29 protein-coding genes are annotated in these 26,187 nt (G+C 68.8%); 26 read left to right on the top strand and 3 right to left on the bottom strand.

The genetic code is table 11. From position 1 onward, the window contains the following. Window positions 1–92: 92 nt before the first annotated feature. From HA630_RS04170 to HA630_RS04065, 22 genes are all read left to right on the top strand, one after another. Complete coding sequence (locus tag HA630_RS04170) at window positions 93–4,004, top strand: DUF3683 domain-containing protein (protein WP_166832581.1); 3,912 nt, start codon at window positions 93–95, stop codon at window positions 4,002–4,004. Between the two features lie 17 nt (window positions 4,005–4,021). Next, window positions 4,022–4,480 (top strand): HIT family protein, encoded by a 459-nt coding sequence (locus tag HA630_RS04165; RefSeq protein ID WP_166832610.1) that lies wholly within the window; start codon window positions 4,022–4,024, stop codon window positions 4,478–4,480. An 18-nt stretch (window positions 4,481–4,498) separates the two neighbouring features. Continuing rightward, entirely contained in the window at window positions 4,499–4,915 is a 417-nt protein-coding gene (locus tag HA630_RS04160) for a gamma-butyrobetaine hydroxylase-like domain-containing protein (protein ID WP_166832579.1), read from the top strand. Between the two features lie 32 nt (window positions 4,916–4,947). Then, window positions 4,948–5,679 carry a bifunctional demethylmenaquinone methyltransferase/2-methoxy-6-polyprenyl-1,4-benzoquinol methylase UbiE gene (gene ubiE / locus HA630_RS04155; protein WP_166832577.1) on the top strand — a complete coding sequence of 244 codons (732 nt, stop codon included), beginning with the start codon at window positions 4,948–4,950 and terminating at the stop codon, window positions 5,677–5,679. Window positions 5,680–5,716: 37 nt separating this feature from the next. Beyond that, the gene (locus tag HA630_RS04150) at window positions 5,717–6,721 is read left to right on the top strand and encodes a Tim44 domain-containing protein (RefSeq protein ID WP_166832575.1); all 1,005 of its coding nucleotides are present in this window, start codon (window positions 5,717–5,719) and stop codon (window positions 6,719–6,721) included. Between the two features lie 34 nt (window positions 6,722–6,755). After that, the gene (locus tag HA630_RS04145; RefSeq protein WP_208299956.1) at window positions 6,756–7,349 is read left to right on the top strand and encodes a hypothetical protein; all 594 of its coding nucleotides are present in this window, start codon (window positions 6,756–6,758) and stop codon (window positions 7,347–7,349) included. Then, a complete protein-coding gene (ubiB, locus tag HA630_RS04140; protein ID WP_166832573.1) occupies window positions 7,346–8,899 on the top strand; it encodes a ubiquinone biosynthesis regulatory protein kinase UbiB in 1,554 nt (517 codons plus the stop codon). Before HA630_RS04145 ends, ubiB begins: the two co-directional genes overlap by 4 nt. 79 nt (window positions 8,900–8,978) lie before the next feature. Then, entirely contained in the window at window positions 8,979–9,302 is a 324-nt protein-coding gene (locus HA630_RS04135; RefSeq protein WP_166832571.1) for an FmdB family zinc ribbon protein, read from the top strand. Window positions 9,303–9,312: 10 nt separating this feature from the next. Further along, window positions 9,313–9,963, top strand: a complete 651-nt coding sequence (locus HA630_RS04130; RefSeq protein ID WP_166832569.1) for a DUF502 domain-containing protein — start codon at window positions 9,313–9,315, stop codon at window positions 9,961–9,963. 24 nt (window positions 9,964–9,987) lie between these two features. Continuing rightward, entirely contained in the window at window positions 9,988–11,793 is a 1,806-nt protein-coding gene (gene aspS / locus HA630_RS04125) for an aspartate--tRNA ligase (protein WP_166832567.1), read from the top strand. Between the two features lie 38 nt (window positions 11,794–11,831). Beyond that, window positions 11,832–12,143, top strand: a complete 312-nt coding sequence (locus tag HA630_RS04120) for a YqjD family protein (RefSeq protein WP_166832565.1) — start codon at window positions 11,832–11,834, stop codon at window positions 12,141–12,143. A gap of 24 nt (window positions 12,144–12,167) precedes the next feature. Continuing rightward, window positions 12,168–12,566, top strand: a complete 399-nt coding sequence (locus HA630_RS04115) for a phage holin family protein (protein ID WP_166832563.1) — start codon at window positions 12,168–12,170, stop codon at window positions 12,564–12,566. Next, a complete protein-coding gene (locus tag HA630_RS04110) occupies window positions 12,563–12,853 on the top strand; it encodes a hypothetical protein (RefSeq protein WP_166832561.1) in 291 nt (96 codons plus the stop codon). Before HA630_RS04115 ends, HA630_RS04110 begins: the two co-directional genes overlap by 4 nt. A gap of 58 nt (window positions 12,854–12,911) precedes the next feature. Continuing rightward, the gene (motA, locus tag HA630_RS04105) at window positions 12,912–13,772 is read left to right on the top strand and encodes a flagellar motor stator protein MotA (RefSeq protein ID WP_166832559.1); all 861 of its coding nucleotides are present in this window, start codon (window positions 12,912–12,914) and stop codon (window positions 13,770–13,772) included. Window positions 13,773–13,796: 24 nt separating this feature from the next. Then, entirely contained in the window at window positions 13,797–14,876 is a 1,080-nt protein-coding gene (motB, locus tag HA630_RS04100; protein WP_166832557.1) for a flagellar motor protein MotB, read from the top strand. A gap of 50 nt (window positions 14,877–14,926) precedes the next feature. Then, a complete protein-coding gene (gene cheY / locus HA630_RS04095; RefSeq protein WP_166832555.1) occupies window positions 14,927–15,310 on the top strand; it encodes a chemotaxis response regulator CheY in 384 nt (127 codons plus the stop codon). Window positions 15,311–15,323: 13 nt separating this feature from the next. Beyond that, window positions 15,324–15,956, top strand: a complete 633-nt coding sequence (locus tag HA630_RS04090) for a protein phosphatase CheZ (RefSeq protein ID WP_166832552.1) — start codon at window positions 15,324–15,326, stop codon at window positions 15,954–15,956. Between the two features lie 98 nt (window positions 15,957–16,054). After that, on the top strand, window positions 16,055–17,206 hold the full coding sequence (locus HA630_RS04085; protein ID WP_166832550.1) for a flagellar biosynthesis protein FlhB: 1,152 nt from the start codon (window positions 16,055–16,057) through the stop codon (window positions 17,204–17,206). 22 nt (window positions 17,207–17,228) lie between these two features. Next, window positions 17,229–19,331, top strand: coding sequence for a flagellar biosynthesis protein FlhA (flhA, locus tag HA630_RS04080; protein ID WP_166832548.1), 2,103 nt, complete (start codon window positions 17,229–17,231; stop codon window positions 19,329–19,331). Continuing rightward, entirely contained in the window at window positions 19,328–20,818 is a 1,491-nt protein-coding gene (gene flhF, locus HA630_RS04075; RefSeq protein ID WP_166832546.1) for a flagellar biosynthesis protein FlhF, read from the top strand. The genes flhA and flhF overlap by 4 nt, the downstream gene beginning before the upstream one ends. Then, the gene (locus tag HA630_RS04070) at window positions 20,811–21,551 is read left to right on the top strand and encodes a hypothetical protein (protein WP_166832544.1); all 741 of its coding nucleotides are present in this window, start codon (window positions 20,811–20,813) and stop codon (window positions 21,549–21,551) included. Before flhF ends, HA630_RS04070 begins: the two co-directional genes overlap by 8 nt. Beyond that, on the top strand, window positions 21,526–22,245 hold the full coding sequence (locus HA630_RS04065) for an RNA polymerase sigma factor FliA (protein ID WP_166832542.1): 720 nt from the start codon (window positions 21,526–21,528) through the stop codon (window positions 22,243–22,245). Before HA630_RS04070 ends, HA630_RS04065 begins: the two co-directional genes overlap by 26 nt. A gap of 102 nt (window positions 22,246–22,347) precedes the next feature. On the opposite strand, the gene HA630_RS04060 is transcribed toward HA630_RS04065, so the two are convergent. From HA630_RS04060 to flgA, 3 genes are all read right to left on the bottom strand, one after another. Next, window positions 22,348–22,743 (bottom strand): hypothetical protein, encoded by a 396-nt coding sequence (locus tag HA630_RS04060; RefSeq protein ID WP_166832540.1) that lies wholly within the window; start codon window positions 22,741–22,743, stop codon window positions 22,348–22,350. Between the two features lie 8 nt (window positions 22,744–22,751). Continuing rightward, window positions 22,752–23,108, bottom strand: a complete 357-nt coding sequence (gene flgM / locus HA630_RS04055) for a flagellar biosynthesis anti-sigma factor FlgM (protein ID WP_166832538.1) — start codon at window positions 23,106–23,108, stop codon at window positions 22,752–22,754. Window positions 23,109–23,241: 133 nt separating this feature from the next. After that, the gene (gene flgA, locus HA630_RS04050) at window positions 23,242–23,994 is read right to left on the bottom strand and encodes a flagellar basal body P-ring formation chaperone FlgA (protein WP_166832536.1); all 753 of its coding nucleotides are present in this window, start codon (window positions 23,992–23,994) and stop codon (window positions 23,242–23,244) included. 151 nt (window positions 23,995–24,145) lie between these two features. Between flgA and flgB the strand changes: the two genes are divergently transcribed. The 4 genes from flgB to HA630_RS04030 all read left to right on the top strand — a co-directional run. Next, window positions 24,146–24,571, top strand: coding sequence for a flagellar basal body rod protein FlgB (flgB, locus tag HA630_RS04045; protein WP_166832534.1), 426 nt, complete (start codon window positions 24,146–24,148; stop codon window positions 24,569–24,571). Between the two features lie 11 nt (window positions 24,572–24,582). Next, entirely contained in the window at window positions 24,583–24,990 is a 408-nt protein-coding gene (gene flgC / locus HA630_RS04040) for a flagellar basal body rod protein FlgC (RefSeq protein ID WP_166832532.1), read from the top strand. A 25-nt stretch (window positions 24,991–25,015) separates the two neighbouring features. Beyond that, window positions 25,016–25,666 carry a flagellar hook assembly protein FlgD gene (locus HA630_RS04035; protein WP_166832608.1) on the top strand — a complete coding sequence of 217 codons (651 nt, stop codon included), beginning with the start codon at window positions 25,016–25,018 and terminating at the stop codon, window positions 25,664–25,666. Between the two features lie 27 nt (window positions 25,667–25,693). Then, on the top strand, window positions 25,694–26,187 hold a 494-nt coding region (locus HA630_RS04030), incomplete at its 3' end, for a flagellar hook-basal body complex protein (protein WP_166832530.1).

Genomic DNA, 26,187 nt, shown 5'->3' with positions numbered 1-26,187 from the left:
CCTTGGCCCTGAAGGGGTGCCCAGTATGTTGCGCTGCGGTAACATCACCCACCCTGCCCATCGGCCGAGATCGGCCCAGAGTTCCCGCCACCATGAACGCGCCCACCCCGATCCAGCACCTGCTCGCCGCCGCCGACGACGCGCCGCGGCTGCGCGAGATCCCGTACAACTACACCTCGTTTTCCGACCGGGAAATCGTGATCCGCCTGCTGGGTGCCCGCGCCTGGGACGTGCTGAACCAGTTGCGCCAGGAGCGCCACACCGGCCGCTCGGCGCGCATGCTGTACGAGGTGCTGGGCGACATCTGGGTGGTGCAGCGCAACCCCTACCTGCACGACGACCTGCTGGACAACCCCAAGCGCCGCGCCGCCTTGGTGGACGCGCTGCGCCACCGCCTGGGCGAGGTCGGCAAGCGCCGCCGCCCGCAGGAAGATGGCGAGCGCGATGCGCTGGTGGGCGAGCTGCTGGCGGCGGCCGAACAGGCCGTGCGCGCCTTTGCCGCCCTGTTCGACGACATGGCCGCCCTGCGCCAGCGCGTGGGCAAAACCCTGCGCCGCCACACCGCCAAAGACAACATCAAGTTCGATGGCCTGAGCCGCGTCAGCCACGTGACCGACGCCACCGACTGGCGCGTGGAGTACCCCTTTGTGGTGCTGACCCCCGACACCGAGGCCGAAATGGCCGGGCTGGTCAAGGGCTGCATCGAGCTGGGCCTGACCATCGTGCCGCGCGGCGGCGGCACCGGCTACACCGGTGGCGCCATTCCGCTGACGTGGAAGAGTGCGGTCATCAACACCGAAAAGCTCGAAACTATGACCGAGGTCGAGCTGATCGACCTGCCGGGCGTGGACCACAAGGTGCCCACGATTTACACCGAGGCCGGGGTGGTGACCCAGCGCGTGGCCGACGCGGCCGAACGCGCCGGCTTTGTGTTCGCGGTGGACCCGACCAGTGCCGAAGCCTCGTGCGTGGGCGGCAACATCGCCATGAACGCGGGCGGCAAGAAAGCCGTGCTGTGGGGCACCGCATTGGACAACCTGGCCAGTTGGCGCATGGTCACGCCCGACGCCGAGTGGCTGGAAGTGACCCGCGTGGGCCACAACCTGGGCAAGATCCACGACGTGGAGGTGGCCAGCTTTGAGCTGCAGTACTTCCAGGCCGACGGCAAGACGCTGATCCGCACCGAGCGGCTGGACATCCCGGGCAAAACCTTCCGCAAGGAAGGCCTGGGCAAGGACGTGACCGACAAATTCCTGGCCGGCCTGCCTGGTGTACAGAAGGAAGGCTGCGACGGCCTCATCACCAGCGCGCGCTGGGTGGTGCACCGCATGCCCGAGCACACCCGCACCGTGTGCCTGGAGTTTTTTGGCAACCCGAAAGACGGCGTGCCCTCGATCGTCGAGATCAAGGACTACATGTTCGCCGAGCAAAAGCGCAGCGGCGTGCTGCTGGCCGGCCTGGAACACCTGGACGACCGCTACCTGCGCGCCGTGGGCTACACCACCAAGAGCAAGCGCGGCGGCTTCCCCAAGATGGTGCTCATTGGCGACATCGTGGGCGACGACCCGGATGCCGTGGCCCGCGCCACCAGCGAGGTGGTGCGCCTAGCCAACGGCCGCGCCGGTGAAGGCTTTGTGGCCATCAGCGCCGATGCCCGCAAGAAATTCTGGGCCGATCGCAAGAAAACCGCCGCCATCAGCAAGCACACCAACGCCTTCAAGGTCAACGAAGACGTGGTGATCCCGCTGCCGCGCATGGGCGAGTACACCCTGGGCATCGAGCGCATCAACATCGAGCTCAGCCTGCGCAACAAGGTCAAGCTGGCGCAGGAGCTGGAAGCCTTCTTCCAGCGTGGCAACCTGCCGCTGGGCAAGGTGGAGGACGCCGCCGACATGCCTTCGGCCGAAACCGTGCAGGAACACGCCGAACGTGCCCTGGCCGTGGTGCGCGAAACGCGCGACCTGTGGCAGCGCTGGATGGACGGTCTGGACGTGACCCAGCCCGACACCGGCCGCACCTTTTTCGAGCAGTTGCAGGACTACAGCCTGCGCGCGAGCTGGAAAACCCAGATCCGTGAAGCCTTGCGCGGCATCTTCACCGGCAGCGTGTTCGCCCCGGTGCTGGACGAGTGCAAGGCCATCCACAAGCGGGTGCTCAAGGGCCGCGTCTGGGTGGCGCTGCACATGCACGCCGGCGACGGCAACGTGCACACCAACATCCCGGTCAACAGCGACGACTACGAGATGCTGCAGACCGCGCACGAGGCGGTGGGCCGCATCATGGTGCTGGCGCGCAGCCTGGACGGCGTGATTTCGGGCGAGCACGGCATCGGCATCACCAAGCTGGAGTACCTGACCGACGAGGAGCTGGCCCCGTTCGCTGGCTACAAGCAGAAGGTGGACCCGGAAGGCCGCTTCAACAAGGGCAAGCTGCTGCGCGACGGCGCGGTGTTCGCCGCGCCCGACCAGCGCCGCGCCGACCTGAGCATGGCCTACACCCCCAGCTTCGGGCTCATGGGCTACGAATCGCTCATCATGCAGCAGAGCGACATCGGCGCCATCGCCGATTCGGTCAAGAACTGCCTGCGCTGCGGCAAGTGCAAGCCGGTGTGCTCGACCCACGTGCCGCGCGCCAACCTGCTGTACTCGCCGCGCAACAAAATCCTGGCCACCTCGCTGCTGGTCGAGGCCTTCCTGTACGAAGAGCAGACCCGCCGCGGCATCAGCATCAAGCACTGGGAAGAGTTCGAGGACGTGGCCGACCACTGCACCGTGTGCCACAAGTGCTACACGCCGTGCCCGGTGAAGATCGACTTCGGCGACGTGTCCATGAACATGCGCAACCTGCTGCGCAAGATGGGCCAGAAAACCTGGCGCCCTGGCAACGCGGCGGCCATGTTCATGCTCAACGCCACCAACCCCGAAACCATCAGAATAGCGCGCAGCGCCATGGTGGGGGTGGGCTTCAAGGCGCAGCGTTTCGCGCACAAGCTGCTCAAGGGCCTGGCGCGCAAGCAGACCAGTGCGCCGCCGGCCACGGTCGGCCCGGCGCCGATCAAAGAGCAGGTGATCCACTTCATCAACAAGAAGCTGCCCGGCGGCCTGCCCAAAAAGACGGCGCGCGCGTTGCTGGACATCGAGAACTCGGACTACGTGCCCATCATCCGCAACCCGCAGGCCACCACGGCCGACACGGAAGCGGTGTTCTACTTCCCCGGCTGCGGCTCGGAGCGCCTGTTCAGCCAGGTCGGCCTGGCCACCCAGGCCATGCTGTGGCACGCCGGGGTGCAGACCGTGCTGCCGCCGGGTTACCTGTGTTGCGGCTACCCGCAAAAAGGTTCGGGCCAGTTTGACAAGGCCGAAAAGATCATCACCGACAACCGGGTGCTGTTCCACCGCGTGGCCAACACGCTCAACTACCTCGACATCAAGACGGTGGTGGTGAGCTGCGGCACCTGCTACGACCAGTTGCAGGGCTACGAGTTCGACAAGATCTTCCCCGGCTGCCGCATCATCGACATCCACGAGTACCTGCTGGAAAAGGGCATCACCCTGGAGCCCAAGGGCGCCTACCTGTACCACGACCCCTGCCACACCCCGATGAAGCTGCAGGACCCGATGAAGACGGTCAAGGCGCTGGTGGGCGACACCGTGGTCAAGGCCGACCGCTGCTGTGGCGAGTCCGGCACCCTGGGCGTGACCCGACCCGATGTGTCCACCCAGGTGCGCTTCCGCAAGGAAGAGGAACTGAACAAAAACGCGGTGCAACTGGCCGCGCTGGCCGAAAAGAACGGCGTGGCCGCGCCCCAGGGCAAGACCAAGATCCTGACCAGCTGCCCGAGCTGCTACCAGGGCCTGAGCCGCTACGGCGACGACCTGAACAACGGCCTGCTGGAAGCGGACTACATCGTCGTCGAGATGGCCAACCAGATCCTGGGCGAGAACTGGATGCCCGACTACGTGGCCCGCGCCAACGCCGGCGGCATCGAGCGGGTGCTGGTGTGAGCGTGCATCCGGTGGCGCTGTCTGCCGCTGATTGCCCGCTGTGCCGCGAGGACGGCGGGCTGTTGGTTGCCCGTCACGGGCGGTTCCGCGTCATCCGCGCCACCGGCCCGGACGCCGACGACTTCCCTGGCTTCTACCGCGTGGTCTGGAACGCGCACGTGGCCGAGTGGTCCGACCTGAGCGAAGCCGACCAGGTCCTGTGCATGCGCGCCGTCACCGCTGTGGAGCGTGTGGTGCGTGAACACCTGCAGCCCACCAAGGTCAACCTGGCGGCGCTGGGCAATGTGGTGCCGCACCTGCATTGGCACGTGGTGGGCCGGTACGAGTGGGACAGCCGCTTTCCCGCGCCCCTGTGGGCGCCCGCCACCCGCCCGGCCGATGCAGACCGACTGGCCGAACTGCGCGAGCGCCTGCCCGCCTGCGACGCCGCTCTGGCCACTGCGTTGGCCGCCGCCTTCACCGACCCACCGAACTGACTTCACCGGAGACCTCCCATGGCCGGCCTGAACAAGCAAACCCCCACCCCGCAGGACATCACCGTCCACAGCCAGTCGCGCGTGCTGGAAATTGCGTTTTCCGACGGCGCGCGCTTTCGCATCCCGTTCGAGCTGATGCGGGTGTACTCGCCCTCGGCCGAGGTGCAGGGCCACGGCCCGGGCCAGGAGGTGCTGCAGACCGGCAAGCGCGAGGTCGGCATCAACGCCCTGGAGGCGGTGGGCAACTACGCGGTGCAGCCCACGTTCTCTGACGGGCACGACAGCGGTATTTTCAGTTGGGACTACCTGTATTTCCTGGGCGCGCAGCAGGCCGAACTCTGGGCCGACTACGAGCGCCGGCTGGCTGAGGCCGGCGTCGGCCGCGACGCCCCCATGCCCGACAAAGCCGGCTCGGCCTGCGGCCACCACCATTGAGCGGCGTCCCCACTTCGCCTAACATCTTCCCCATGAGCCAGACCCATTTCGGTTTCCAGACGGTGGACGAGCGCGACAAGGCGCGCCACGTGCGCGGCGTGTTCGACTCGGTTGCGTCCAACTACGACATCATGAACGACCTGATGTCGGCCGGTCTGCACCGCCTCTGGAAGCGCTACGCCATCACCGTGGCCCACCCGCGTCCGGGCGACCGGGTGCTGGACATCGCCGGCGGCACCGGCGATCTGGGCCTGGCCTTTGCCCCCAAGGTGGCGCCCACCGGCACGGTCGTGCACACCGACATCAACGAGGCCATGCTGCGCGAAGGGCGCAACCGCCTGCTCGACCGTGGCGTGGCGCTGCCCACCCTGGTCTGCGACGCCGAGCAACTGCCCTTCCCCGACGGCCATTTCGACATCGTCACCGTGGCGTTTGGCCTGCGCAACATGACGCACAAGGAACTTGCGCTGCGCGAAATGAATCGGGTACTCAGGCCCGGTGGCAAATTGCTGGTGCTGGAGTTCTCCAAGGTGGCGGCGCCGCTCGAAAAAGCGTACGACTGGTACAGCTTCAACATCCTGCCCCAGTTGGGCAAGTGGGTGGCGAAGGACGAAGCCAGTTACCGTTACCTGGCGGAATCCATCCGCATGCACCCGGACCAGGAAACCTTGCGTGGCATGATGCGCGAGGCGGGCTTCGGACACGTCGATGTGCACAACCTCACGGCCGGTGTGACGGCCCTGCACGTGGGCATCAAGTGCTGAAGGCCGAACTTGAAACGACACAACAGGTGAGAGAGACATGAAAGTCTGGACGGTGATTTTGGTGTGTGCGATGGCCCTGGGCTCGCACGAGGCATGGGCCAAGCGCCTGGGCGGCGGTTCGTCGTTCGGCAAGCAGTCCAGCAATGTGACGCAACGCAACGCCGCCCCTGCGCAGCCGGCGCCGACCGCGCCCACCCAAGGGGCCCAGCAGGGCGCGGCCCAGAACGCCGCCGCGCGTCCGGCCAGTCCCGCCCCGGCGGCGGCTGCGCCCAAGCGCCCCTGGGGCGCCATGCTGGGCGGCCTGGCCGCCGGCCTGGGCCTGGCCTGGTTGGCCTCGTCGCTGGGCCTGGGCGAAGGCTTCGCCCAGTTCCTGCTGATCCTGCTGGCGGGCGTGGCCCTCTTTGCCGTCATCGGCCTGATCCGCCGTTCGCGCGCCGCGTCGGCCCCCGCCGCCCGTTCGCCTTTGGCCTTCCAGGGCGCCGGCTCGGCCGCCGAGCCCGCCACCGCGCGCAGCTACAGCCCGCAGAACGTGGGCAACGACGCGTCGGCCCGGCCTTGGGAGCGCAGCAACACCACCTTCGGCGGCGTGGCCAGCGAGCCACCGACCCACGGCAGCCTGATCGGCTCGGCCCTGGGCGGCCCGCAGACCTGGGGCATCCCCGCCGGCTTTGACGTGGAGGGTTTCCTGCGCGCTTCCAAGGCCAACTTCGTCAAGCTGCAGGACGCCTGGGACCGCGCCGACATCCCGGCCCTGCGCGCCATGATGACCGACGAGATGATCGGACAGATCCAGGCCCAGCTGGCCGACCGGGAGGCCCACACCGGCAGCCCCGCCAACCGCACCGAGGTCGAGATGCTGGAAGCCCAGCTGCTGGGCATCGAGGAGCTGGACGACGAGTACATGGCCAGCGTCGAGTTCTCCGGCATGATCCGCGAAGAACCGTCGGCCGGCCCCAACCCCTTCCGCGAGGTCTGGAACATCACCCGACCCAAGGCTGGGCAGGGGGGCTGGCTGGTGGCCGGGGTGCAAGCCCTGCAGTGACCGGGCTTCGGTTTATCCGTCAGAATCGGGGGCTATGACCAAGCCCCCGTTTTTGTTTCCGCCGGTCGAGGCGCTGCGCGGTCTGGCCGGCAGCCTGCCGCCGCCGCCCGCCTGGTTGCAGGCCGAACTGCGCAACCGCCTGGTGCTGTTGCTCAACCACGTGCTGATGCAGGAGCCGCAGGCCATGGATCGGTTGCGCCGCCAGCAGGGCAAGACGGTGCAGGCGGGCTGGGGCACGGTGGCCTTGTGGTTGCAAGCCACGCCGGCCGGATTGCTGGCGCTGGCCCCCGAATCCACCGCCCCCGACCTGCAGTTGCGCCTGATCGAAGACTCGCCGGTGGTGCTGGCGCAAACCCTGTTGGCCGGCCAGAAACCGCCGGTGGACATCCAGGGCGATGTGCAACTGGCGGCCGAGGTGGCGTGGCTGGTCGACAACGTGCGTTGGGACGTGGAGGAGGACCTGTCGCGCCTGCTGGGCGATGCGGCCGCCCACACCCTGGTGGGTGCTGTGCGCCAGTTGGCGGGAGGCCTCAAGGGTTTCCTGGCACAGGCCGCGGGCCGGGCCGGCGCCTTCCGGGCGCGCGGGGAGACGACGCGGGGTCCGGACGGCGGGGCGGGGCACCCATGAGCCGCCTGTTCCGCGGGGTGTTCATCGCCTGGGTGGTGCTGCGTTTCGGGTTGGACGAACTGGTCCTGTCCGGCTTCCGCAACCCGGTCCTGCGCGGCCTGCGCCGGCTGGTGTCGATTGGGCGCAACCTGCGCAGCCCGCGCGGCCAGCGCCTGCGCGAGGCGTTGGAGGCGCTGGGCCCGATCTTCGTCAAGTTCGGCCAGGTGCTGTCCACCCGGCGCGACCTGTTGCCGCCCGACATCGCCGAAGAACTGGCGCGCCTGCAGGACCGGGTGCCGCCGTTCCCCAGCGCGGTGGCGGTGGCCACCATCGAGCGCGCCTTCGGCAAGCCGCTGAACGAGGTGTTTGCCGATTTCGACCAGACCCCGGTCGCCAGCGCGTCCATCGCCCAGGTGCACTTCGCCACCCTGAAGGACGGGCGCGAGGTCGCGGTCAAGGTGTTGCGCCCGAACATGTTGCCGGTCATCGAGAAAGACCTGGCGCTCATGCGCACGATGGCGGGCTGGGTCGGCAAGCTCTCGGCCGACGGCAAGCGGCTCAAGCCGCGCGAGGTGGTGGCCGAGTTCGACAAATACCTGCACGACGAGCTGGACCTGGTGCGCGAGGCGTCGAACGCCGCGCAGCTGCGCCGCAACATGGCCGACCTCAACCTGGTGCTGATCCCCGAGATGCACTGGGACCACTGCCGCAACGAGGTGCTGGTGATGGAGCGCATGAAGGGCGTGCCGATCAGCCAGGTCGAGCGGCTGCGCGCGGCCGGGGTGGACATCCCCAAACTGGCGCGCGACGGCGTCACCATCTTCTTCACCCAGGTGTTCCGCGACGGCTTCTTCCACGCCGACATGCACCCGGGCAACATCCAGGTCAGTCTGGAGCCGGCGACCTTCGGCCGCTACATCTCGCTGGACTTCGGCATTGTCGGCACCCTGACCCAGTTCGACAAGGAGTATCTGGCGCAGAATTTCACCGCCTTTTTCCGGCGCGACTACAAGCGCGTGGCCGAGCTGCACATCGAAAGCGGCTGGGTGCCGCCCGACACCCGGGTGGACGAGCTGGAGGCGGCGATCCGCGCGGTGTGCGAGCCGTACTTCGACCGCCCGCTCAAGGAGATTTCGCTGGGCATGGTGCTGATGCGGCTGTTCCAGACCTCGCGCCGCTTCAACGTCGAGATCCAGCCGCAGCTGGTGCTGTTGCAGAAAACCCTGCTCAACATCGAGGGGCTGGGCCGCGAACTGGACCCGGAACTGGACCTGTGGAGCACCGCCAAGCCCTTCCTGGAAACCTGGATGAACCAGCAGATCGGGCCGCGCAAGCTCTGGGAGCAGCTCAAGGCCGAGGCGCCGCACTACGCCAAGCTGCTGCCCGAGCTGCCGCGCCTGTTGCACGACTACCTGCGCCAGCGTCCCCACGACCTGGGCCGCGAGGTGCGCGAGCTGGTACAGGAACAGCGCCGCACCAACCGGCTGCTGCAGGGCATCCTCTACGGCGGGGTCGGCTTTGTGCTGGGCCTGCTGGCCATGCAGCTGCTGGTGCGCGTGCGGCTGTGGTGAAGGCACGTCAACTTATAATGTAGGGTTTTCTGTCACGGACAGACGGCTCCGTCGTCCTCCCAACCCTTAGGTGATTGCCATGCCCATCTACGCGTACAAGTGCGAGTCCTGCGGCCACGCCAAGGACGTCCTGCAAAAAATCTCCGATGCTCCGCTGACCGATTGCCCGGCCTGCGGTGCCGCCAGCTTCCGCAAACAGCTCACCGCCGCCGGCTTCCAGCTCAAGGGCTCCGGCTGGTACGTGACCGACTTCCGCGGCGGCAGCGGCGCGACCTCCGCGCCGGCCACCGGGGCGGCGGCCGCCACCGCGACCGCTGCGGCCGACGCTCCCGCCGCGTCCAGCGGCGACGCCAGCCCGGCGGCGGCGTCCACGCCCTGCGGCGGTTCCTGCGCCTGCCACTGAGCCGCCACGGATGGCTGCCTTGCGCAAATGGCTGCTGGCCGGCCTGCTGGTGCTGGTGCCGCTCATCATCACCCTGTGGGTGCTGGACTGGGTGGTGTCCACCCTGGACCAGACCCTGAACATCCTGCCCCAAGCCTGGCAGCCCGACCGCTGGCTGGGCATGCACATCCCCGGCCTGGGGGTCCTGCTGGCGCTGGCCATTCTGCTGACGATCGGGGCGCTGGCGTCCAACTTCGTGGGCAACAAGCTGGTCAACTGGTGGCACGCGCTGCTGCACCGCATCCCGGTGGTGCGCTCCATCTATTCCGGCGTCAAGCAGGTGTCCGACACGCTGCTCTCCGAAAAAGGCAACGCCTTCCGCAAGGCCATGCTGGTGCAGTGGCCGCGCGAGGGCATGTGGACCATCGCCTTCCTGACCGGTGCGCCGGGGGGCGACGTGGCCCGCCACCTGCCGGCCCAGGACTACCTGAGCCTGTACGTGCCCACCACGCCCAACCCCACCGGCGGCTACTTCGTGATGGTGCACAAGCGCGACTGCGTCGAACTCGCGATGAGCGTGGACGAGGCGCTGACCTATGTGATTTCCATGGGCGTCATCGTGCCGGGGGGCGCCAAAGGCGCGGCCCTGGCGCCCGTTGCGCCGGCCGTGGGCCCGGCCTGAACTTTTTCCTGAAAGCAGAGATGTATGGCAATGCGTAGCGAATACTGCGGTCTGGTGACCGAAGCCCTGTTGGGCCAGCAAGTGACTTTGTGTGGCTGGGTCAACCGCCGCCGCGACCACGGCGGGGTGATCTTCGTCGACCTGCGCGACCGCGAAGGCTATGTGCAGGTGGTCTGCGACCCCGACCGCGCCGAGATGTTCAAGACCGCCGAAGGCCTGCGCAACGAGTTCTGTGTGCAGGTCAAGGGCCTGGTGCGCGCCCGCCCCGCAGGCACCACCAACGACAACATGAAGAGCGGCAAGATCGAGGTGCTCTGCCACGAGATCACCGTGCTCAACGCCTCGGTCACGCCGCCGTTCCAGCTCGACGACGAGCACTTGAGCGAAACCACCCGCCTGACGCACCGCGTGCTGGACCTGCGCCGCCCCTACATGCAGCGCAACCTGATGCTGCGCTACAAGGTGGCCATGGAGGTGCGCAAGTTCCTCGACGCGAACGGTTTTGTGGACATCGAAACCCCCATGCTGACCAAGAGCACGCCCGAAGGCGCGCGCGACTACCTGGTGCCCAGCCGGGTGCACGACGGCCAGTTCTTTGCGCTGCCGCAGTCGCCCCAGTTGTTCAAGCAGCTGCTGATGGTGGCCGGTTACGACCGCTACTACCAGATCACCAAGTGCTTCCGCGACGAGGACCTGCGCGCCGACCGCCAGCCGGAATTCACCCAGATCGACATCGAGACCTCGTTCATGACCGAGGAAGACATCCGCGCGATGTTCCAGGGCATGATCAAGAGCGTGTTCCAGCACGCCATGGGCGTGGACCTGGGCGAGTTCCCGGTCATGGCCTACGCCGACGCGATGCACCGCTACGGTTCCGACAAGCCCGACCTGCGTGTGAAGCTCGAATTCACCGAGCTGACCGACGTGATGGCCGACGTGGATTTCAAGGTGTTCAGCGCACCGGCCCAGGCCCATAACGGCCGTGTGGTGGCCTTGCGCGTGCCGGGCGGCGCCGAGATGAGCCGCTCCGAGATCGACGCGTACACCGACTTCGTCAAGATCTACGGCGCCAAGGGCCTGGCCTGGATCAAGGTCAACGACGTGGCCCAGGGCCGTGACGGCCTGCAGAGCCCCATTGTCAAGAACCTGCACGACGCCGCCATCGCCGCCATCCTGCAGCGCTCGGGCGCGCAGAACGGCGATCTGCTGTTCTTCGGTGCCGACAAGGCCAAGGTGGTGAACGACGCCATCGGCGCGCTGCGGGTCAAGATCGGCCACAGCGACTTCGCCAAGAAGCAAGGCATTTTCGAAGACCGCTGGGCGCCGCTGTGGGTGGTGGACTTCCCGATGTTCGAGTACGACGACGAGGCCCACCGCTGGAACGCGGTGCACCACCCGTTCACCGCGCCCAAGGACGGCCACGAGGAGTTCATGGACACCGACCCGGGCCGTTGCGTCGCCAAGGCCTACGACATGGTGCTCAACGGCTGGGAGCTGGGTGGCGGTTCGGTGCGTATCCACCGCGCCGACGTGCAGAGCAAGGTGTTCTCGGCGCTCAACATCTCGGCCGAGGACGCGCAGCTCAAGTTCGGTTTCCTGCTGGACGCGCTGCAGTACGGCGCCCCGCCGCACGGCGGCCTGGCCTTTGGCCTGGACCGCCTGATCACCCTGATGACCAAGGCCGAGTCGATCCGCGACGTGATCGCCTTCCCCAAGACCCAGCGCGCCCAGTGCCTGCTGACCCAGGCCCCCAGCCCGGTCGACGAAAAGCAGTTGCGCGAGCTGCACATCCGCCTGCGCAATCCGGATGCGGCCAAGGCGTCTGCCTGATATAGTGGTTCTGTCCTAGTTTTTATCGGGAGCCTTCCATGCCAGACAGCACGCTGCAACCCAAAGACAAACTGGTGGCCGACCTCAAGGTCGTGGTCGCCGACGCCGAAGAGTTGCTGGCCGCCACTGCCCACCAGACCGGCGAAAAAGTGGCCGCTCTGCGCGAGCGCATGCAGGACAACCTGCGCAGCGCCCGCCACAAGCTGGCCGACGCGGAAGATGCCCTCAAGGCCAAGACCCGCGAAGTGGCCAAGGCCACCGACCACTACGTCCACGAGCACCCCTGGAAGTCCATCGGCATCGCCGCCGGGGCGGGCCTGATCATCGGGCTGCTGATCAGCCGCCGCTGACGGTGGCGTTGACCGGCCCACGCCATGGCTGACGCCGGACGACCGACGGACGCGGCGCCGCCCGAGTCCTTGCTGGCCGGGCTGCGCGGCTGGCTGCACGACGGGGTGGAACTGCTGCGCGTGCGGCTGGCCCTGGTGGCGCTGGAGGCGCGCGAGCACGCGCACGGCGTCGTGGCCCTGCTGTTGCTGGGCCTGGCGGCGGTGCTGCTGCTGGTGCTGGGTCTGGGCTTTCTGGCGGTGCTGCTGACCGTGTTGCTCTGGGACAGCCACCGGGTGCTGGCGCTGGCGCTGTTCAGCGCCGTCTTCCTCACCCTGGGCGGCGTGGCGCTGGCGGGCCTGGCCCGCACCTGGGCGCGACAGCGGGTCTGGTTCGAGGCCAGCACCGCCGAACTCGCCCAGGACGCCGAGCGCCTGCGCCCATGAGCAGCCCCGAAGACCGCTGGCGGCGCCGGCTGGAACTGGTGCACCGCTCCGGCGTGCTGCGCGAGCGCCTGGCCGGCCACGGCGCCGCCCTGCGCCCCGGCTTTGCCGCGGCCGAACAGGCCCGGGACGCCGGCCGCTGGCTGCGCGACCACCCCTGGGTGCCGGCGCTGGCCGCCGTGGCCCTGGTGCTGCGCCGGCCCCGGCGTGGCCTGCGCTGGGGCTGGAAGCTGCTGGGCCTGGGCCGCTGGCTGTGGCGCGCCCAGGCCGTCTGGCGGCGCTGGGCCTGAAGTCGCGGGCGCCCCTGCCGATACAATGGTTTTGCAATCCCCTCAGGACTGAACGCTTATGTTTGTGATCATCGGCTATGTGGTGGCGCTGGGCTGCATCTTCGGTGGCTACATCATGGCGGGGGGCAACATCGGCGTCATCCTCAAGGCGCTGCCGCTGGAGATGTTCATCATCCTCGGGGGGGCCATGGGCGCTTTCGTGGTGAACAACCAGCCCAAGGTGCTCAAGGCGGTGGCCGGTGGTTTTGGCAAGGCGATGAAGCCGTCCAAGTACACCAAGGACCGCTACATGGAGCTGCTCTCCATGCTCTACGAGATCCTGCAGAAGGCCCGCAAGGAAGGACTGATGGCGATCGAGAGCGACGTGGAAAACCCGGACGCCTCGCCCCTGTTCCAGAAATACCCGACCGTCGGCACCGACCACCACGTGGTCGAGTTCGTGACCGACTACCTGCGCATGATGGTCTCGGGCAACCTGAACGCGCACGAGATCGAGGCGCTGATGGACAGCGAGATCGACACCCACCACCAGGAGGAGCACGCGGTGGTCGGGGCCTTCACCCGGCTGGCCGGGGCGCTGCCGGCCTTCGGCATCGTGGCGGCGGTGTTGGGGGTGATCAAGACCATGGGCTCGGTCGGTCAGCCGCCGGCGGTGCTGGGCGGCATGATCGGCTCGGCCCTGGTGGGCACGTTCCTCGGCATTTTCCTGGCCTACGCCATCGTCGAACCGCTGGCGGGCCTGCTGGAGCAGAAGATGGACGAGGGCAGCAAGGAACTGCAGTGCATCAAGACCACCCTGCTGGCCAGCATGCAGGGCTACGCCCCCATGACCGCGATCGAGTTCGGCCGCAAGGTGCTCTACTCCACCGAACGCCCGACGTTCTCGGAGCTCGAAGCCCACGTCAAGACCAAGAAGTAACCCCCAGGTCAGGACCGCACCGCCATGAGCGCCTCGGGCAAACCGCTGCAACCCATCATCATCAAGCGCGTCAAGAAGGGCGGGCACGCGGCGCATGGGGGCGCCTGGAAGATCGCCTACGCCGACTTCGTGACGGCGATGATGGCCTTCTTCCTGCTGATGTGGCTGCTGGGTTCGACCACCGAGGGCGACCGCAAGGGCATTTCCGACTACTTCAACGCGCCGTTGAAGGTGACGCTGTTCGGCGGCCCGGGCAGCGGCGCCAGCGACAGCATCTTGCCCGGCGGGGGCGACGACCTGACCAAGACCACCGGCGAGGTGGCCAGCGGCGACGTGGATCTGAAGACGCGCGAGCTGGGGGCCCAGGTGGCGCGCGCCGAAGCCCGCCGCCAGGACCGTGAGCGGATCGACAACCTGCGCCAGAAAATCGAAAACGTGATCAACGCCAACCTGCGGCTGGCCGAGTACAAGAGCCAGATCCGGCTGGAGATGGTGCAGGACGGGCTGAACATCCAGATCGTGGACGACCAGAACCGGGCCATGTTCAACGTGGGCAGCGCGCTGGTGCAGCCCTACATGCGCGACATCCTGCGGGAAATTGGCTCTGCCTTGAGCGACGTGGACAACCGCATCGCCCTGTCCGGCCACACCGACGCCACCCCCTACGGCAGCGGCGAGCGCGCCTACAGCAACTGGGAGCTGTCGGCCGACCGCGCCAACGCGTCCCGGCGCGAACTGGTCAGCGCCGGCCTGCCCGAGGGCAAGCTGGCCCGGGTGGTGGGCCTGGCGGCCAGCCAGCCGCTGGTGGCCGACCGGCCGTTCGACCCGGTCAACCGGCGCATCAGCATTCTGGTGATGACGCGCGAGGCCGAGGCCCGCATGGACCAGGCCTTCGAGGCCGCCACTGTGCTGGACGGTGCCGAGGTGCTGGACAACGGCCTGCCGCTGGAGCGCGTCAATGGGGCGCCGCCGACTGGCGGCCCAGTGGGCGCCACGCCGGGCGCCCAGAGCGCGGGCACCGCCTCGGGCGCGGGCCCCTCCATCCGGCTGCCGCCGTTGCCCACCCTGTCGCTGCCGCCCCCACCGGCGGGCACGCCGCGCTGAGCCGTGCCCCCAAGCCTTACACTTAGAGCCCTCTCCAGACGGAGTCCTACATGGCCGATTTGCGTTTTTTGATCGTTGACGACTTTTCCACGATGCGCCGCATCGTGCGCAACCTGCTCAAGGAAATTGGGCACACCGACGCCGACGAGGCCGAGGACGGTGTGGCCGCGCTGCACAAACTGCGCAACGGCAAGTTCGACTTCGTGGTCAGCGACATCAACATGCCGAACATGAACGGCTTCGAGCTGCTGACCCAGATCAAGGCCGACGACAAGCTCAAGCACATCCCGGTGCTGATGGTCACCGCCGAGGCGCGCAAGGAAGACATCATCGCCGCCGCCCAGGGCGGGGCGGCGGGCTACATCGTCAAGCCTTTCACCAAGGCGACGCTCGAAGAAAAACTGGCCAACATCTTCAAGAAGATGGGCTGGTGAGCGGAGGCCACCCATGAGCCAGCACCCGACCGCGGGCGAGTCCTCGACCGAGATGTTCCAGCAGCTGGGAGCCATCACCCGCCAGCTGCACGACGCCCTGAACGAACTGGGCTACACCCCACTGCTCAAGGGCACGGTGGACGAACTGCCCGACGCCCGCAGCCGGCTGGAGTACATCGCCCGGTTGACCGGCGAGGCCGCCGACAAGGTGCTCAACCGCGTCGACGAGGCCAAGGCCGAGCAGGCACGGGTGGTGGCGCAGAGCCAGCAGCTGGTCGACACCATCGGCCGGGTGCCGGGCCTGAAATGGGCCATGCCCGAGCTGCTGGAGTGGTCGGACGGCATCCGCCAGGGCGCCGAGCGCACCGACCAGCACCTGACCGAGATCATGCTGGCCCAGGACTTCCACGACCTGACCGGCCAGGTGATCAAGAAGGTGGTGTCGCTGGCGGCGACCATCGAGGAGCAGTTGCTGCAGCTGCTGTTGCAGGCCGCGCCACACGCCCTGGAGGCCGAGGGCAAACCGGCCGCCCCGGCCGCCCCGCGCGAGGCCCTGTCCGGGCCGGTGGTGGACGCCGCCGGCCGCACCGACGTGGTGACCAGCCAGGCGCAGGTGGACGACCTGCTGTCCAGCCTGGGCTTCTGAGCGCTCGCGGGGGAATAGGGCCGGTTTTGCCGGCCTGATCGGGCTTTAGAAAACCGGCCCGCGCCAGACAATGCGGTCAACGATTCGTTGCACCGCCCATGGACTCCTCCACCCAAGACAAAAACCTGCCGGCCACGCCGCAGCGCCTGAAAAAGGCGCGAGAAGACGGCCAGGTGCCGCGCTCGCGCGACCTGTCGCACCTGGCGGTGCTGGGCGGCGGGCTGCTCACCCTGTCGGTGCTGGTGCCCTGGGGCTACGAGCGGCTGCGCCAGGCCATGCGCCTGAGCTTGTCCTTCGACCGCGACACGGTGCGCCACCCCGAGGCGGTGCTGGAGGTGCTGGCCCGCGCCCTGACCGAGGCGCTGGTGTTCTTCCTGCCGCTGGGCCTGGTGGTGGCGGCCGTGGCCGTGCTGGCCATGGTGGCCTCGGGCTCGTACGCCTACAGCGTCAAGCCGCTGGTGCCGGATTTCTCGAAGATCGGGGTGCTGAGCGGCTTCAAGCGCTTGTTCTCGCGCCAGCAGTTTTTCGAGGTGCTCAAGCTGACCGCGATCACGGTGCTGCTGGCGCTGGTGGCGGCCTATTTCGTCAGCAGCCACCTGTTGGAGTTTGGCACCCTGCTGATGCGCCCGCTGGAAAGCTCCATGAGCCAGCTGGGCGAGTGGTTCGGCGTGGGCGTGGGCGGGCTGCTGGCGGTGGTGGCGCTGATCGCCGTGATCGACGTGCCGCTGCAGCAGTACCTGCACGCCAACAAGCTGAAGATGTCGCTCAAGGAAGTGAAGGACGAGCACAAGGAGTCCGAGGGCAATCCGCAGCTCAAGGGCAAGTTGCGCCAGCGCCAGCGCGAGATCGCGCAGGGCAACAGCGTCGCCCGGGTGCCGGCCGCCGACCTGGTGGTGATGAACCCGACCCACTACGCCGTGGCGCTGAAGTACGACGAGAAGACCATGGCCGCGCCGCACGTCATCGCCAAGGGCGCCGACCTGGTCGCGTTGCGCATCCGCGACATGGCCCAGGACAGCCAGGTGCCGGTGCTGGAGTCGCCGATGCTGGCGCGCGCCCTGTACGCCCACACCGAGATCGACCAGCAGGTGCCCGCCGCGCTGTTCACCGCCGTGGCCCAGGTGCTGGCCTATGTGTACCGCCTGCGGGCGGCGCTGCGTGGCGAAGGCGCCATGCCGCGCGAGGTGCCGCAACCCGACGTGCCGGTGGAGCTGGACCCGCACCACGGCCGCACCGCCCCCGCCCCTTGAAGACGACCCGGAGCCCTGACGCATGAACGCCGCCCTGCAACACCTCCAGTCCTGGCTCGGCCGCGGCCGTGGCCACGGACAGGCCCTGGCCGCGCCGATCCTGGTGATGCTGGTGCTCTCCATGATGGTGCTGCCGCTGCCGCCCTGGCTGCTCGACACCTTCTTCACCCTCAACATCGCCCTGGCGCTGACGGTGATGATGGTGGCCGCCTACATGAAGCGGGCACTGGACTTTCTGGCCTTCCCGGTGGTGCTGCTGCTGACCACGCTGCTGCGCCTGTCGCTCAACGTCGCCTCCACCCGCGTGGTGCTGATGGACGGCCACACCGGCCCGGGCGCCGCCGGCTCGGTGATCGAGGCCTTCGGTACCTTTCTGGTGGGCGGCAACTTCGCCGTCGGCCTGACGGTGTTCCTGATCCTGGTGGTGATCAACTTCGTGGTCATCACCAAGGGCGCCGAGCGGATCGCCGAAGTGGGTGCCCGCTTCACGCTGGACGCCATGCCCGGCAAGCAAATGGCGATCGATGCCGACCTGAACGCCGGCCTGATCGACGAGAAAGAGGCCAAGAAGCGCCGCGCCGAGGTGGGCGAAGAGGCCGACTTTTTCGGCAACATGGACGGCGCCTCCAAGTTCGTGCGCGGCGACGCCATCGCCGGCATCCTGATCCTGTTGATCAACATCATCGGCGGCTTTGCCATCGGCATGCTGCAACACGGTCTGTCGGCCGGCGACGCGGCCAACAATTACATTGTGCTGGCCGTGGGCGACGCGCTGGTGGCCCAGGTGCCGGGCCTGCTGATTTCCGTGGCCGCGGCCATGGTCGTGTCGCGCGTGGGCAAGGACGAGGAACTGGGCCAGCAGATCGTGTCGCAGATGTTCATGTCGCCGCGGGTGCTGGCGGTGACCGCCTCGGTGCTGTTCCTGCTGGGCGTGGTGCCGGGCATGCCGCACGTGGTGTTCCTGACGTTTGCCTTCGCCATCGGCGGGGTGGCCTACTGGGTGGCCCACGCCCAGCGCCAGCCCACGCCGGCCGAGGTGCAGGCGCAGCAGGCCGCGGCCGCCGCCGCCCAGCCCGCGCCCGACGCCGAGGCGACCTGGGACGACCTGCAGCCGGTGGACCTGCTGGGCCTGGAGCTGGGCTACCGCCTGATCCCGCTGGTGGACAAGACCCGCCAGGGCGACCTGCTGACCCGCATCAAGGGCGTGCGCAAGAAGTTCGCGCAGGAGGTGGGCTTCCTGCCGCCGGCGGTGCACGTGCGCGACAACCTGGAGCTGCGCCCCAGTGCCTACCGCATCACCCTGCGTGGGGTGGTGGTGGGCGAGGGCGAGTGCTTCCCCGGCCAGCACCTGGCGATCAACCCGGGCCACATCAAGACGCCGCTGATCGGCACCGCCACCACCGACCCGGCCTTTGGCCTGCCGGCGCACTGGATCGACGAACGCCAGAAGGAAAACGCGCAAATGGCGGGTTACACCGTGGTTGATTCCGAGACCGTGCTGGCCACGCATTTGTCACACTTGATGCAAGTCCACGCCGCCAAGCTGCTGAGCCGCACCGAGACCCAGGAGCTGGTGGCGCACGTGGCGAAGTTGGCCCCGAAACTCATCGAAGAAGTGGTTCCTGCAATGGTCTCGATCGGCGTGTTCCAGAAAGTGCTGCAGCTGCTGCTGGAGGAGTCGGTGAACATCCGCGACATCCGCACCATCGTCGAAGCGCTGGCCGAACACGCGGCCCAGACGCAGGACCCGGTGGAGCTGGCCCGGCGCGTGCGCCAGGCGCTGGCCCCAGCCATCGTGCAGCAGATTTACGGCCCGGTGAACGAGCTGGAAGTCATCGCCATCGAACCCGGCCTGGAGCGGCTGCTGACCCAGGCCCTGAGCGGCCAGGGCATGGCCGCCCTGGACCCCGGCGTGGCCGACATGCTGACCCAATCCGCCGCGCGGGTGGCCAACAAGCAGGAAGAGGGCGGCGTGCCCGCCTGCCTGCTGGTGCCCGACGCCATCCGTTCCGCCATGGCGCGCCTGCTGCGCCGCGCCGCCCCGCGCCTGCAGGTGCTGGCGCACAGCGAAATCCCTGACACCCACCTGATCCGGATCGGCCCGATCCTTGGAGAGCCCGCATGAACGCCCAACGCTTTATTGCCCCCAACTCGCGCGCCGCCATGGCCCAGGCCAAGGCCGCCTTTGGCGACAGCGCGGTGATCCTGTCGACCCGCTCCACCGAGCAGGGCTTCGAGGTGGTGGCCACCGCCGAGGAACACCTGGCCACCCTGGCCACCCACAGCGCCCCGGCCGCGCCCGAGCGCCGCGCCGAACGCCCGGGCCTGCAGCAGCGCGCCGCGCAGCAGCTGCCGCCGGTGTCGCCGCAGAGCAGCGTGGCGCAGGACACCGAGACCCTGGCGATGAGCACCCTGTCGTTCCAGGACTACGTGCGCGAACGGATGCTGCGCAAGCGCCGCGAGGCGCTGCAGGGCCAGGCTGCGCCGGTCGCCGCTGCCCGGCCCGCCCCGGCGGCGCCCGTGGCCCGGCCCACTGCCCCGGCGCGCAGCGCCCTGAGCGCGGCCGCCGCCGAAGAGGCCATGCGCCTGCCCTTTGGCCGCCCGGCCGCGCCCGCCGCCAAAGCCCAGGCCAAGCCCGCCCCCGCCGCCGCCCCCGGTGCCGCCAGCCCCCAGCTGAGCGAGCAGATCCAGGGCCTCAAGGCCCTGATGGAAGAGCGCTTCAACACCCTGGCCTGGCTGGGCCAGGCCAAGCAGAACCCGATCCAGTCCAACCTGATGCTCAAGCTGATCCGCGCCGGCTATTCGCCCACGGTGGCGCGCGCGGTGATGGAGCGCCTGCCCGAGGCCTACGGCGCCGCCGACGCCTTCCGTTGGGTGCAGGAGGTGCTGGCGCGCAACCTGAAGACCCCCCGCGACGCCGGCGCCCTGTGCGACGAAGGCGGTGTGTTCGCCCTGATCGGCTCCACCGGCGTGGGCAAGACCACCACCGCCGCCAAGCTGGCGGCCCAGTGCGTCCAGGCCTACGGCGCCAACAGCGTCGGCCTGATCACCCTGGACACCTACCGCGTGGCCGGCTACGAGCAGCTGCGCACCTACGGCCGCATGCTGGGCGTGGTGGCCCACCTGGCGCACGACCGCGCCGCCCTGCAGGACCTGCTGGAGCTGCTGGCCAACAAGCGCATGGTCATCATCGACACCGCGGGCCTGGGCCAGAAGGACCCGCGCATCCAGGACATGATGGCGTTGCTGGACCACCCCAGCATCAAGAAACTGCTGGTGCTCAACGCCGGCGCCCACGGCGACACGCTGGACGAGGTGTTTACCGCCTACAAAGACACCGGCCTGCACGGCGTGGTGCTGTCCAAGGTGGACGAGGCCGCCAAGCTCGGCCCGGCCGTGGACGCGCTGATCCGCCACCAGGCGGTGCTGCGCGGCCTGTGCACCGGCCAGCGCGTGCCCGAAGACTGGCAGCGCCCCGACGCCGCCGCTCTGGTGCGCCTGAGCATGGGCAGCAGCGGCAAGTCGGCCCAGGACCCGCAGGCCAGCGAGCTGGCGTTGTTCTTCACCGATCCGGTGCAGCCCGGCGTGCAACTGGACGGCTGGCATGCTTGAGGCCGGCTTCGACCAGGCCCACGGCCTGCAGGCGCTGGACCTGCGCCCGCCGACGCGCGTGCTGCCGGTGGTGGCCAGCCCCGACGGCGAGCGTTCCCTGGAACTGCTGTGGCGGCTGGAGCACGGCCTGCGCGCCCTGGGCCTGCCGGTGCTGGTGCAGGAAGGCGCGCGCGGCCTGTGCGTGGCCGACGCCCAGGCCGGCCACCGCGAGGTGCTGCGGCGCTGGCTGGACGGCGTGCCGCCCGGCGGCGTGGTGCTGCTGCACGCCCCGCTGGACGCGCTGACCGCCCTGCTGGCCGACAGCCCGGCCCGCCCGCTGGTGGCCCTGACCGACGCCCCGGCGGCCCGGGTCGGCGCCTACAACGCGGTCAAGGTGCTGCACCAGGCCGCGGCCTTGCAACCCATCGTGTTGCGGCTGGAGGCGGTGGACGACCCCGCCGCTGCCCCCGACGTGAGCGCCCGGCTGGCGCAGGCCGAACAGGCCTTGCGCGCCACCTGCGCGCAGCGCCTGGGCTGGGTTCCCGTGGTCTGGCCCCTGGGGTATCATCCCAGCAGGAACGGGACCGTGGCGGGCCGGCTGGCCGAGTCGGGCTGGCTCAAGCTGCTCGACAGCGCACTGACGATCGACGAATCCGAGACCCGAGCCCATGATGACCCCTGCCGCCAGCGTTGCCCGATCCCAGCCGATCAGACCCTCGGAGTTCCAGATGTACACCGCCAAAGGCACGCTTGACCGGAACGCGCAACTCCGCCAGTACAGCCCGCTGGTGCACCGCCTGGCGCACCACATGATCGCCAAGCTGCCCGCCAGCGTCGAGGTGGACGACCTGATCCAGGTCGGCATGATCGGCCTGACCGAGGCCCTGGCCCGGTTCGAGCCGTCGCAGGGCGTGCAGTTCGAGACCTTTGCCAGCCAGCGCATCCGCGGCGCCATGCTCGACGAACTGCGCGACGGCGACTGGATGTCGCGCGGTTCGCGCAAGCTGCAAAAAGACATCGAACACGCGGTGCAGCGGCTGGAACAGCGCTTGTCGCGCAGCCCGAAGGAGTCGGAAATCGCCGACGAGCTGGGCATGAGCCTGGCCGACTACCAGGAAACCCTGGCGCGGGTGCGCGGCACCCAGCTGGTGTACCTGGAAGACCTGTCGGCCAAGGGCGATGACGAGGACCATTTTCTCGACCGCTACCTGCCGGCCGACGCCCAGTCGGACCCGCAGGCCCTGCTGGGCGACCAACGCATGCGCAGTGCGCTGGTGGAGGCCATCACCAAGCTGCCCGAGCGCGAGCAGTACGTGATGAGCATGTACTACGAGCACGACATGAACCTGAAGGAGATCGCCGCGGTGCTGGGCGTGACCGAGTCGCGGGTGAGCCAGTTGCACAGCCAGTCCATCGCCCGGCTGCGGGCGCGGCTGCGCGAGCACTGACGCCGCGCCGGGTGCCTGCTGGAGCGACCAAAGGCCCTGCGGGGCCTTTGGTGTGTCTGGGATGCTTTCGGCGGGTGGCCGGGGGCGCCCGCCCGCCGTGGCTCAGGCCTTGAGGTAGCCCGCGCTGCCCAGCGCGGGGCCGCGCGGCTGGCCGAGCCGGCTGTAGGCCTTGAGCGGATCGGCCGGGAACAGCTGCTGCAGCGCGCGCTGGCTGGCGGCCGAGAGCTGGGCGGTGTGGGCGTGCAGGGTGTCCAGGCCGCTTTGCAGCTGCTGCAGCCGCTGCTGCACGTCCGGGGGTGGAGCGCCCAGGGGGCGGGTCGCCTGGAAGGCGGGGGCCAGGGCCGACATGGCCTGTGCCAGCGCCGCGCAGCGCTGCACCAGGGTGTCGGCTTCGCCGCTGGCCGGGCTGTCGGTGGCGGCGGTTTGCGCCTGGGCCAGGGCCGCCAGGGCGTCGTCCAGCCGCTGCAGGCACAGGGTCCAGGGCGCGGCCAGGGTCATGCGGGGCGTCAGGCTTGCGGGGTGTCGCCCGAGCGGCCGGGGGCGCTGGCCACGCTCAGCATTTCGCGGGCGTTTGCGATCATCTTGTCGGCAATGGCCTCGGCGTTGACCGAGAACGAGCCGTTCTGGATGGCCGCGCGCATGGCCTGCACCTTTTCGGCGTTGAACACGTCGGTGCCGGAGCGGGCCACGCCGTTGGTCATGGTCTGGGTGACCGGCGAGAGCTTGACCGAGACGCTGGCGGGGCTGTCGGGCGCCGCCGCTGGGGTGGCGCTGGAGGGGGTCGCAGCAGCACGTTCCGCAGGCTTGGCAGACCCCACGGACGTGGCACTGACGGACTGTTCGGGCAGGCTGTTGACTTTCATGACACTCTCCAAGCCCCAAACAAGGGGGCGCTTGAGAGCCTTATCGACCATTCGTGTGGCGACTTTAACCCTTTTTTTGTGCTAGCGGGGCCGGCCGCGGGCGGACTGTGGGGCGGGCCCCACAACCGGCGGGTCAGAGCGCGACTTCGACGGTGTCGGCGTCGCGGACGGTGCCGGTCAGCACCTTGCGGTTGGGCAGGCGCACCCGGGCCGGCTGACCGACGTGGCCGTGGGTCAGCGCCTGGCCGCTGGCCGACAGCTGGAAGCCCGGGCCCCGCACCTGCACCCGCACCGGGGTGCCGGCGCTGAACACCTGGGGCGTGCGCACCCAGCCTTGGCGCAGCACCTGGCCGGGCATGAGGGCGCGGGCCGCCTCCTGGCCCAGCCAGTCCTCGGTCCGGGCCAGCACCGGGGTGGGGTGTTCGGCCCAGTCGATTTCGGTGAGGTCGGCGTCGGCGGCCGTCAGCGGCGTGCCGGGCGCGACCGGGCGGCGCACCACCCAGGCCGGGCCCCAGGCGCGCACGGTGACCGGCAGGAACACGTTCCAGCCGTTGGGTCGGTCCACGCAGCGCAGGCCGATGCGCGAACGGCCCCAGAGCCGGGTGCCCGCGGGCAGGTAGGGTTCCACCCGCTGGCAGGGCGCCAGGCGCAGCCGGCGGTCGAGTTGGCCCACCTCCACCTCGGGGCGCAGGGGCAGGGCACCGGGGGCGCTGCCGGCCAGTTCCTGCTGGACCCAGCGCTGGGCCTGCGCCGTCCAGGCGGCCGCGGGTGCCGGCGCTTGCGCCAGGGCGGCCGCGGCGGCCAGGGCCAGCGCCGCGCCAGCGGCCAGCCGCACCAGGGGCTGGGCGCGGGGCGCGGTGGGCAGGGGCCAGGGGGCGGCGGTCATACCCTGCGACTGTAGGCCGGTGGCGGCGCGGGCAAAGCCGGGAAATGCCGGGGCGATGGCGGGCTTATCGGGGCTTCAAAAAGCCTCAAGTTTTTGACAATTCCTTTCATCGGCCCTGTGGGGCTTGCCACCGTGAGATGCAGGAGCGCACATGATCGAACAACTGACCCGCCGCATGGAGTTTTTCTCCAACGCGTTGCAGTTGCGCGCGCACCGCCAGCAGGTGATCGCCAGCAACATCGCCAACGCCGACACGCCGGGCTATGTGGCCCGCGACTTCAAGTTCCAGGAGGCGTTGCAGAACGTCTCGGGCGCGGCGCGGCCCGGCGCCGGCGTGGGCAGCCCACTGGCCGGCCACGACCCGCGCCACCTGCGCACCGCGGCCAGCGCCGGCGGCGTGGGCGAACGCACCCGCGCCGACTACACGGTGCAGACCCAGCCCAGCCTGGACGGCAACAGCGTGGACATGGACCAGCAACGGGCCAACTTCACCGACAACGCCATCCAGTACGAGTCCACGCTGCGCTTCATCAACGGGCACGTGAAAACCATGCTCAGCGCCATCCAGGGCCAATAAGGAGAGCGGTCATGTCGATGTTCACCATTTTCGGGGTTTCGGGCAGCGCCATCAGCGCCCAGGCCCAGCGCCTGAACACCGTGGCCAGCAACCTGGCCAACGCCGACGCGGTGGCCGGCCCCGACGGCCAGGCCTACAAGGCGCGCCAGGTGCTGTTCCAGACCGTGCCCATGGGCCCCAACGCCGCGTCGGCCGGGGTCAAGGTGCAGAACATCGTGGAGAGCGACGTGCCCAACCGCCGCGTCTTCAACCCGCAGCACCCCAGCGCCGACGGCGACGGCTACGTCACCCACTCCAACGTCAACCCGGTGGAGGAGATGGTCAACATGATTTCGGCCTCGCGTTCGTACCAGAACAACGTCGAGGTGATGAACACCGCCAAGTCCCTGCTGCTGAAGACGCTGCAGATGGGCCAGTAACCCCTTTGAGGCCCGCACCATGTACATGACCCCCCTGTCCAGCAGCGAGATCGACGCCTACAACGCCCAAGGCGGCGCGCAGGCCGAATCGACCGACCCCAAGGCGGCGCAGGACCGCTTCCTCAAGCTGTTCGTCGCGCAACTGAGCAACCAGGACCCGATGAACCCGATGGACAACGCCCAGATGACCACGCAGATGGCGCAGATCAACACGGTTACCGGCATCCAGCAGGTCAACGAGACGCTCAAAGGGCTGGCGGCCCAGGCCAGTGCGCTGCAGAGCATGCAGGGCGCCTCGCTGGTGGGGCGCCAGGTCATCACCCAGGGCAACAGCCTGTCGGTGAACGACGGCACCGCCACCGGCAGCTTCAACCTGAACGAGGCGGCCGACAGCGTGCGCGTGGACGTGCTGGGCCGCGCCGGCGAGCTGCTGGGCAGCGTCAACCTGGGCGCGCGTTCGGCCGGCATGCACAACTTCGACTGGGCGTTGGGCAACGTGGACCCGGCCCAGGTGGCCAGCCTGCAGGTGACCGCCACGTCGGCGGGCCAGTCGGTGGCGGCGATTCCGTTGTCGCGCCAGCGGGTGGAGTCGGTGGGCATGGTGGACGGCACCCTGCGCATGCGCACCGAGAGCGGCCTGACCGTGAGCTACGACCAGGTGCTGGCGTTTCTGTGATCTGACGACTTCCCTCAGGAGAGAACCATGAGCTTCCAAACCGGCCTGTCGGGCCTGAACGCATCGAGCCGCAACCTGGACGTGATCGGCCACAACATCGCCAACGCCAACACCACCGGCATGAAGGCCTCGCGCATCGAGTTCGCCGAGCTGTACGCCAGCTCGCTGGGCGCGGCCGGCGGCTCCAACAGCGGCATCGGGGTGCAGGTGGCCACCGTGTCGCAACTGTTCACCCAGGGCAACATCAAGGTCACCGGCAACCAGCTGGACCTGGCCATCAACGGCAGTGGCTTTTTCCAGGTCAAGGGCACCGACGGCGTGACCTACACCCGCAACGGCGAGTTCAAGCTGGACAAAGACGGCTACATCATCACCAACAACGGCGCGCGGCTGCAGGGCTACGCCACCGACGAGGTCGGCAAGCTGAGCAACGGCAAGGAAACGAAAGACCTGCGCTTGCCCACGGGGGCGCCGATCGACCCACGGGCCACCACCAACATCAACATCACCGCCAACCTGGA

This window comes from Aquabacterium sp. A08, from assembly GCF_011742065.1.
Note: the sequence above shows the minus strand (reverse complement) of the source record. Positions and strands in the feature narration are given on the sequence as shown.

Coding starts and splice junctions, on each gene's coding strand:
- HA630_RS04170 (WP_166832581.1), top strand. CDS start 93: ATGAACGCGCCCACCCCGATCCAGCACCTGCTCGCCGCCGCCGACGAC.
- aspS (WP_166832567.1), top strand. CDS start 9,988: ATGGCAATGCGTAGCGAATACTGCGGTCTGGTGACCGAAGCCCTGTTG.
- flhA (WP_166832548.1), top strand. CDS start 17,229: ATGAACGCCGCCCTGCAACACCTCCAGTCCTGGCTCGGCCGCGGCCGT.
- cheY (WP_166832555.1), top strand. CDS start 14,927: ATGGCCGATTTGCGTTTTTTGATCGTTGACGACTTTTCCACGATGCGC.
- HA630_RS04035 (WP_166832608.1), top strand. CDS start 25,016: ATGACCCCCCTGTCCAGCAGCGAGATCGACGCCTACAACGCCCAAGGC.
- HA630_RS04130 (WP_166832569.1), top strand. CDS start 9,313: ATGGCTGCCTTGCGCAAATGGCTGCTGGCCGGCCTGCTGGTGCTGGTG.
- ubiB (WP_166832573.1), top strand. CDS start 7,346: ATGAGCCGCCTGTTCCGCGGGGTGTTCATCGCCTGGGTGGTGCTGCGT.
- HA630_RS04090 (WP_166832552.1), top strand. CDS start 15,324: ATGAGCCAGCACCCGACCGCGGGCGAGTCCTCGACCGAGATGTTCCAG.
- flhF (WP_166832546.1), top strand. CDS start 19,328: ATGAACGCCCAACGCTTTATTGCCCCCAACTCGCGCGCCGCCATGGCC.
- motA (WP_166832559.1), top strand. CDS start 12,912: ATGTTTGTGATCATCGGCTATGTGGTGGCGCTGGGCTGCATCTTCGGT.
- HA630_RS04120 (WP_166832565.1), top strand. CDS start 11,832: ATGCCAGACAGCACGCTGCAACCCAAAGACAAACTGGTGGCCGACCTC.
- HA630_RS04115 (WP_166832563.1), top strand. CDS start 12,168: ATGGCTGACGCCGGACGACCGACGGACGCGGCGCCGCCCGAGTCCTTG.
- HA630_RS04135 (WP_166832571.1), top strand. CDS start 8,979: ATGCCCATCTACGCGTACAAGTGCGAGTCCTGCGGCCACGCCAAGGAC.
- flgM (WP_166832538.1), bottom strand. CDS start 23,108: ATGAAAGTCAACAGCCTGCCCGAACAGTCCGTCAGTGCCACGTCCGTG.
- flgB (WP_166832534.1), top strand. CDS start 24,146: ATGATCGAACAACTGACCCGCCGCATGGAGTTTTTCTCCAACGCGTTG.
- HA630_RS04145 (WP_208299956.1), top strand. CDS start 6,756: ATGACCAAGCCCCCGTTTTTGTTTCCGCCGGTCGAGGCGCTGCGCGGT.
- HA630_RS04150 (WP_166832575.1), top strand. CDS start 5,717: ATGAAAGTCTGGACGGTGATTTTGGTGTGTGCGATGGCCCTGGGCTCG.
- flgC (WP_166832532.1), top strand. CDS start 24,583: ATGTCGATGTTCACCATTTTCGGGGTTTCGGGCAGCGCCATCAGCGCC.
- HA630_RS04060 (WP_166832540.1), bottom strand. CDS start 22,743: ATGACCCTGGCCGCGCCCTGGACCCTGTGCCTGCAGCGGCTGGACGAC.
- motB (WP_166832557.1), top strand. CDS start 13,797: ATGAGCGCCTCGGGCAAACCGCTGCAACCCATCATCATCAAGCGCGTC.
- HA630_RS04110 (WP_166832561.1), top strand. CDS start 12,563: ATGAGCAGCCCCGAAGACCGCTGGCGGCGCCGGCTGGAACTGGTGCAC.
- HA630_RS04085 (WP_166832550.1), top strand. CDS start 16,055: ATGGACTCCTCCACCCAAGACAAAAACCTGCCGGCCACGCCGCAGCGC.
- HA630_RS04070 (WP_166832544.1), top strand. CDS start 20,811: ATGCTTGAGGCCGGCTTCGACCAGGCCCACGGCCTGCAGGCGCTGGAC.
- HA630_RS04160 (WP_166832579.1), top strand. CDS start 4,499: ATGGCCGGCCTGAACAAGCAAACCCCCACCCCGCAGGACATCACCGTC.
- HA630_RS04065 (WP_166832542.1), top strand. CDS start 21,526: ATGTACACCGCCAAAGGCACGCTTGACCGGAACGCGCAACTCCGCCAG.
- ubiE (WP_166832577.1), top strand. CDS start 4,948: ATGAGCCAGACCCATTTCGGTTTCCAGACGGTGGACGAGCGCGACAAG.
- flgA (WP_166832536.1), bottom strand. CDS start 23,994: ATGACCGCCGCCCCCTGGCCCCTGCCCACCGCGCCCCGCGCCCAGCCC.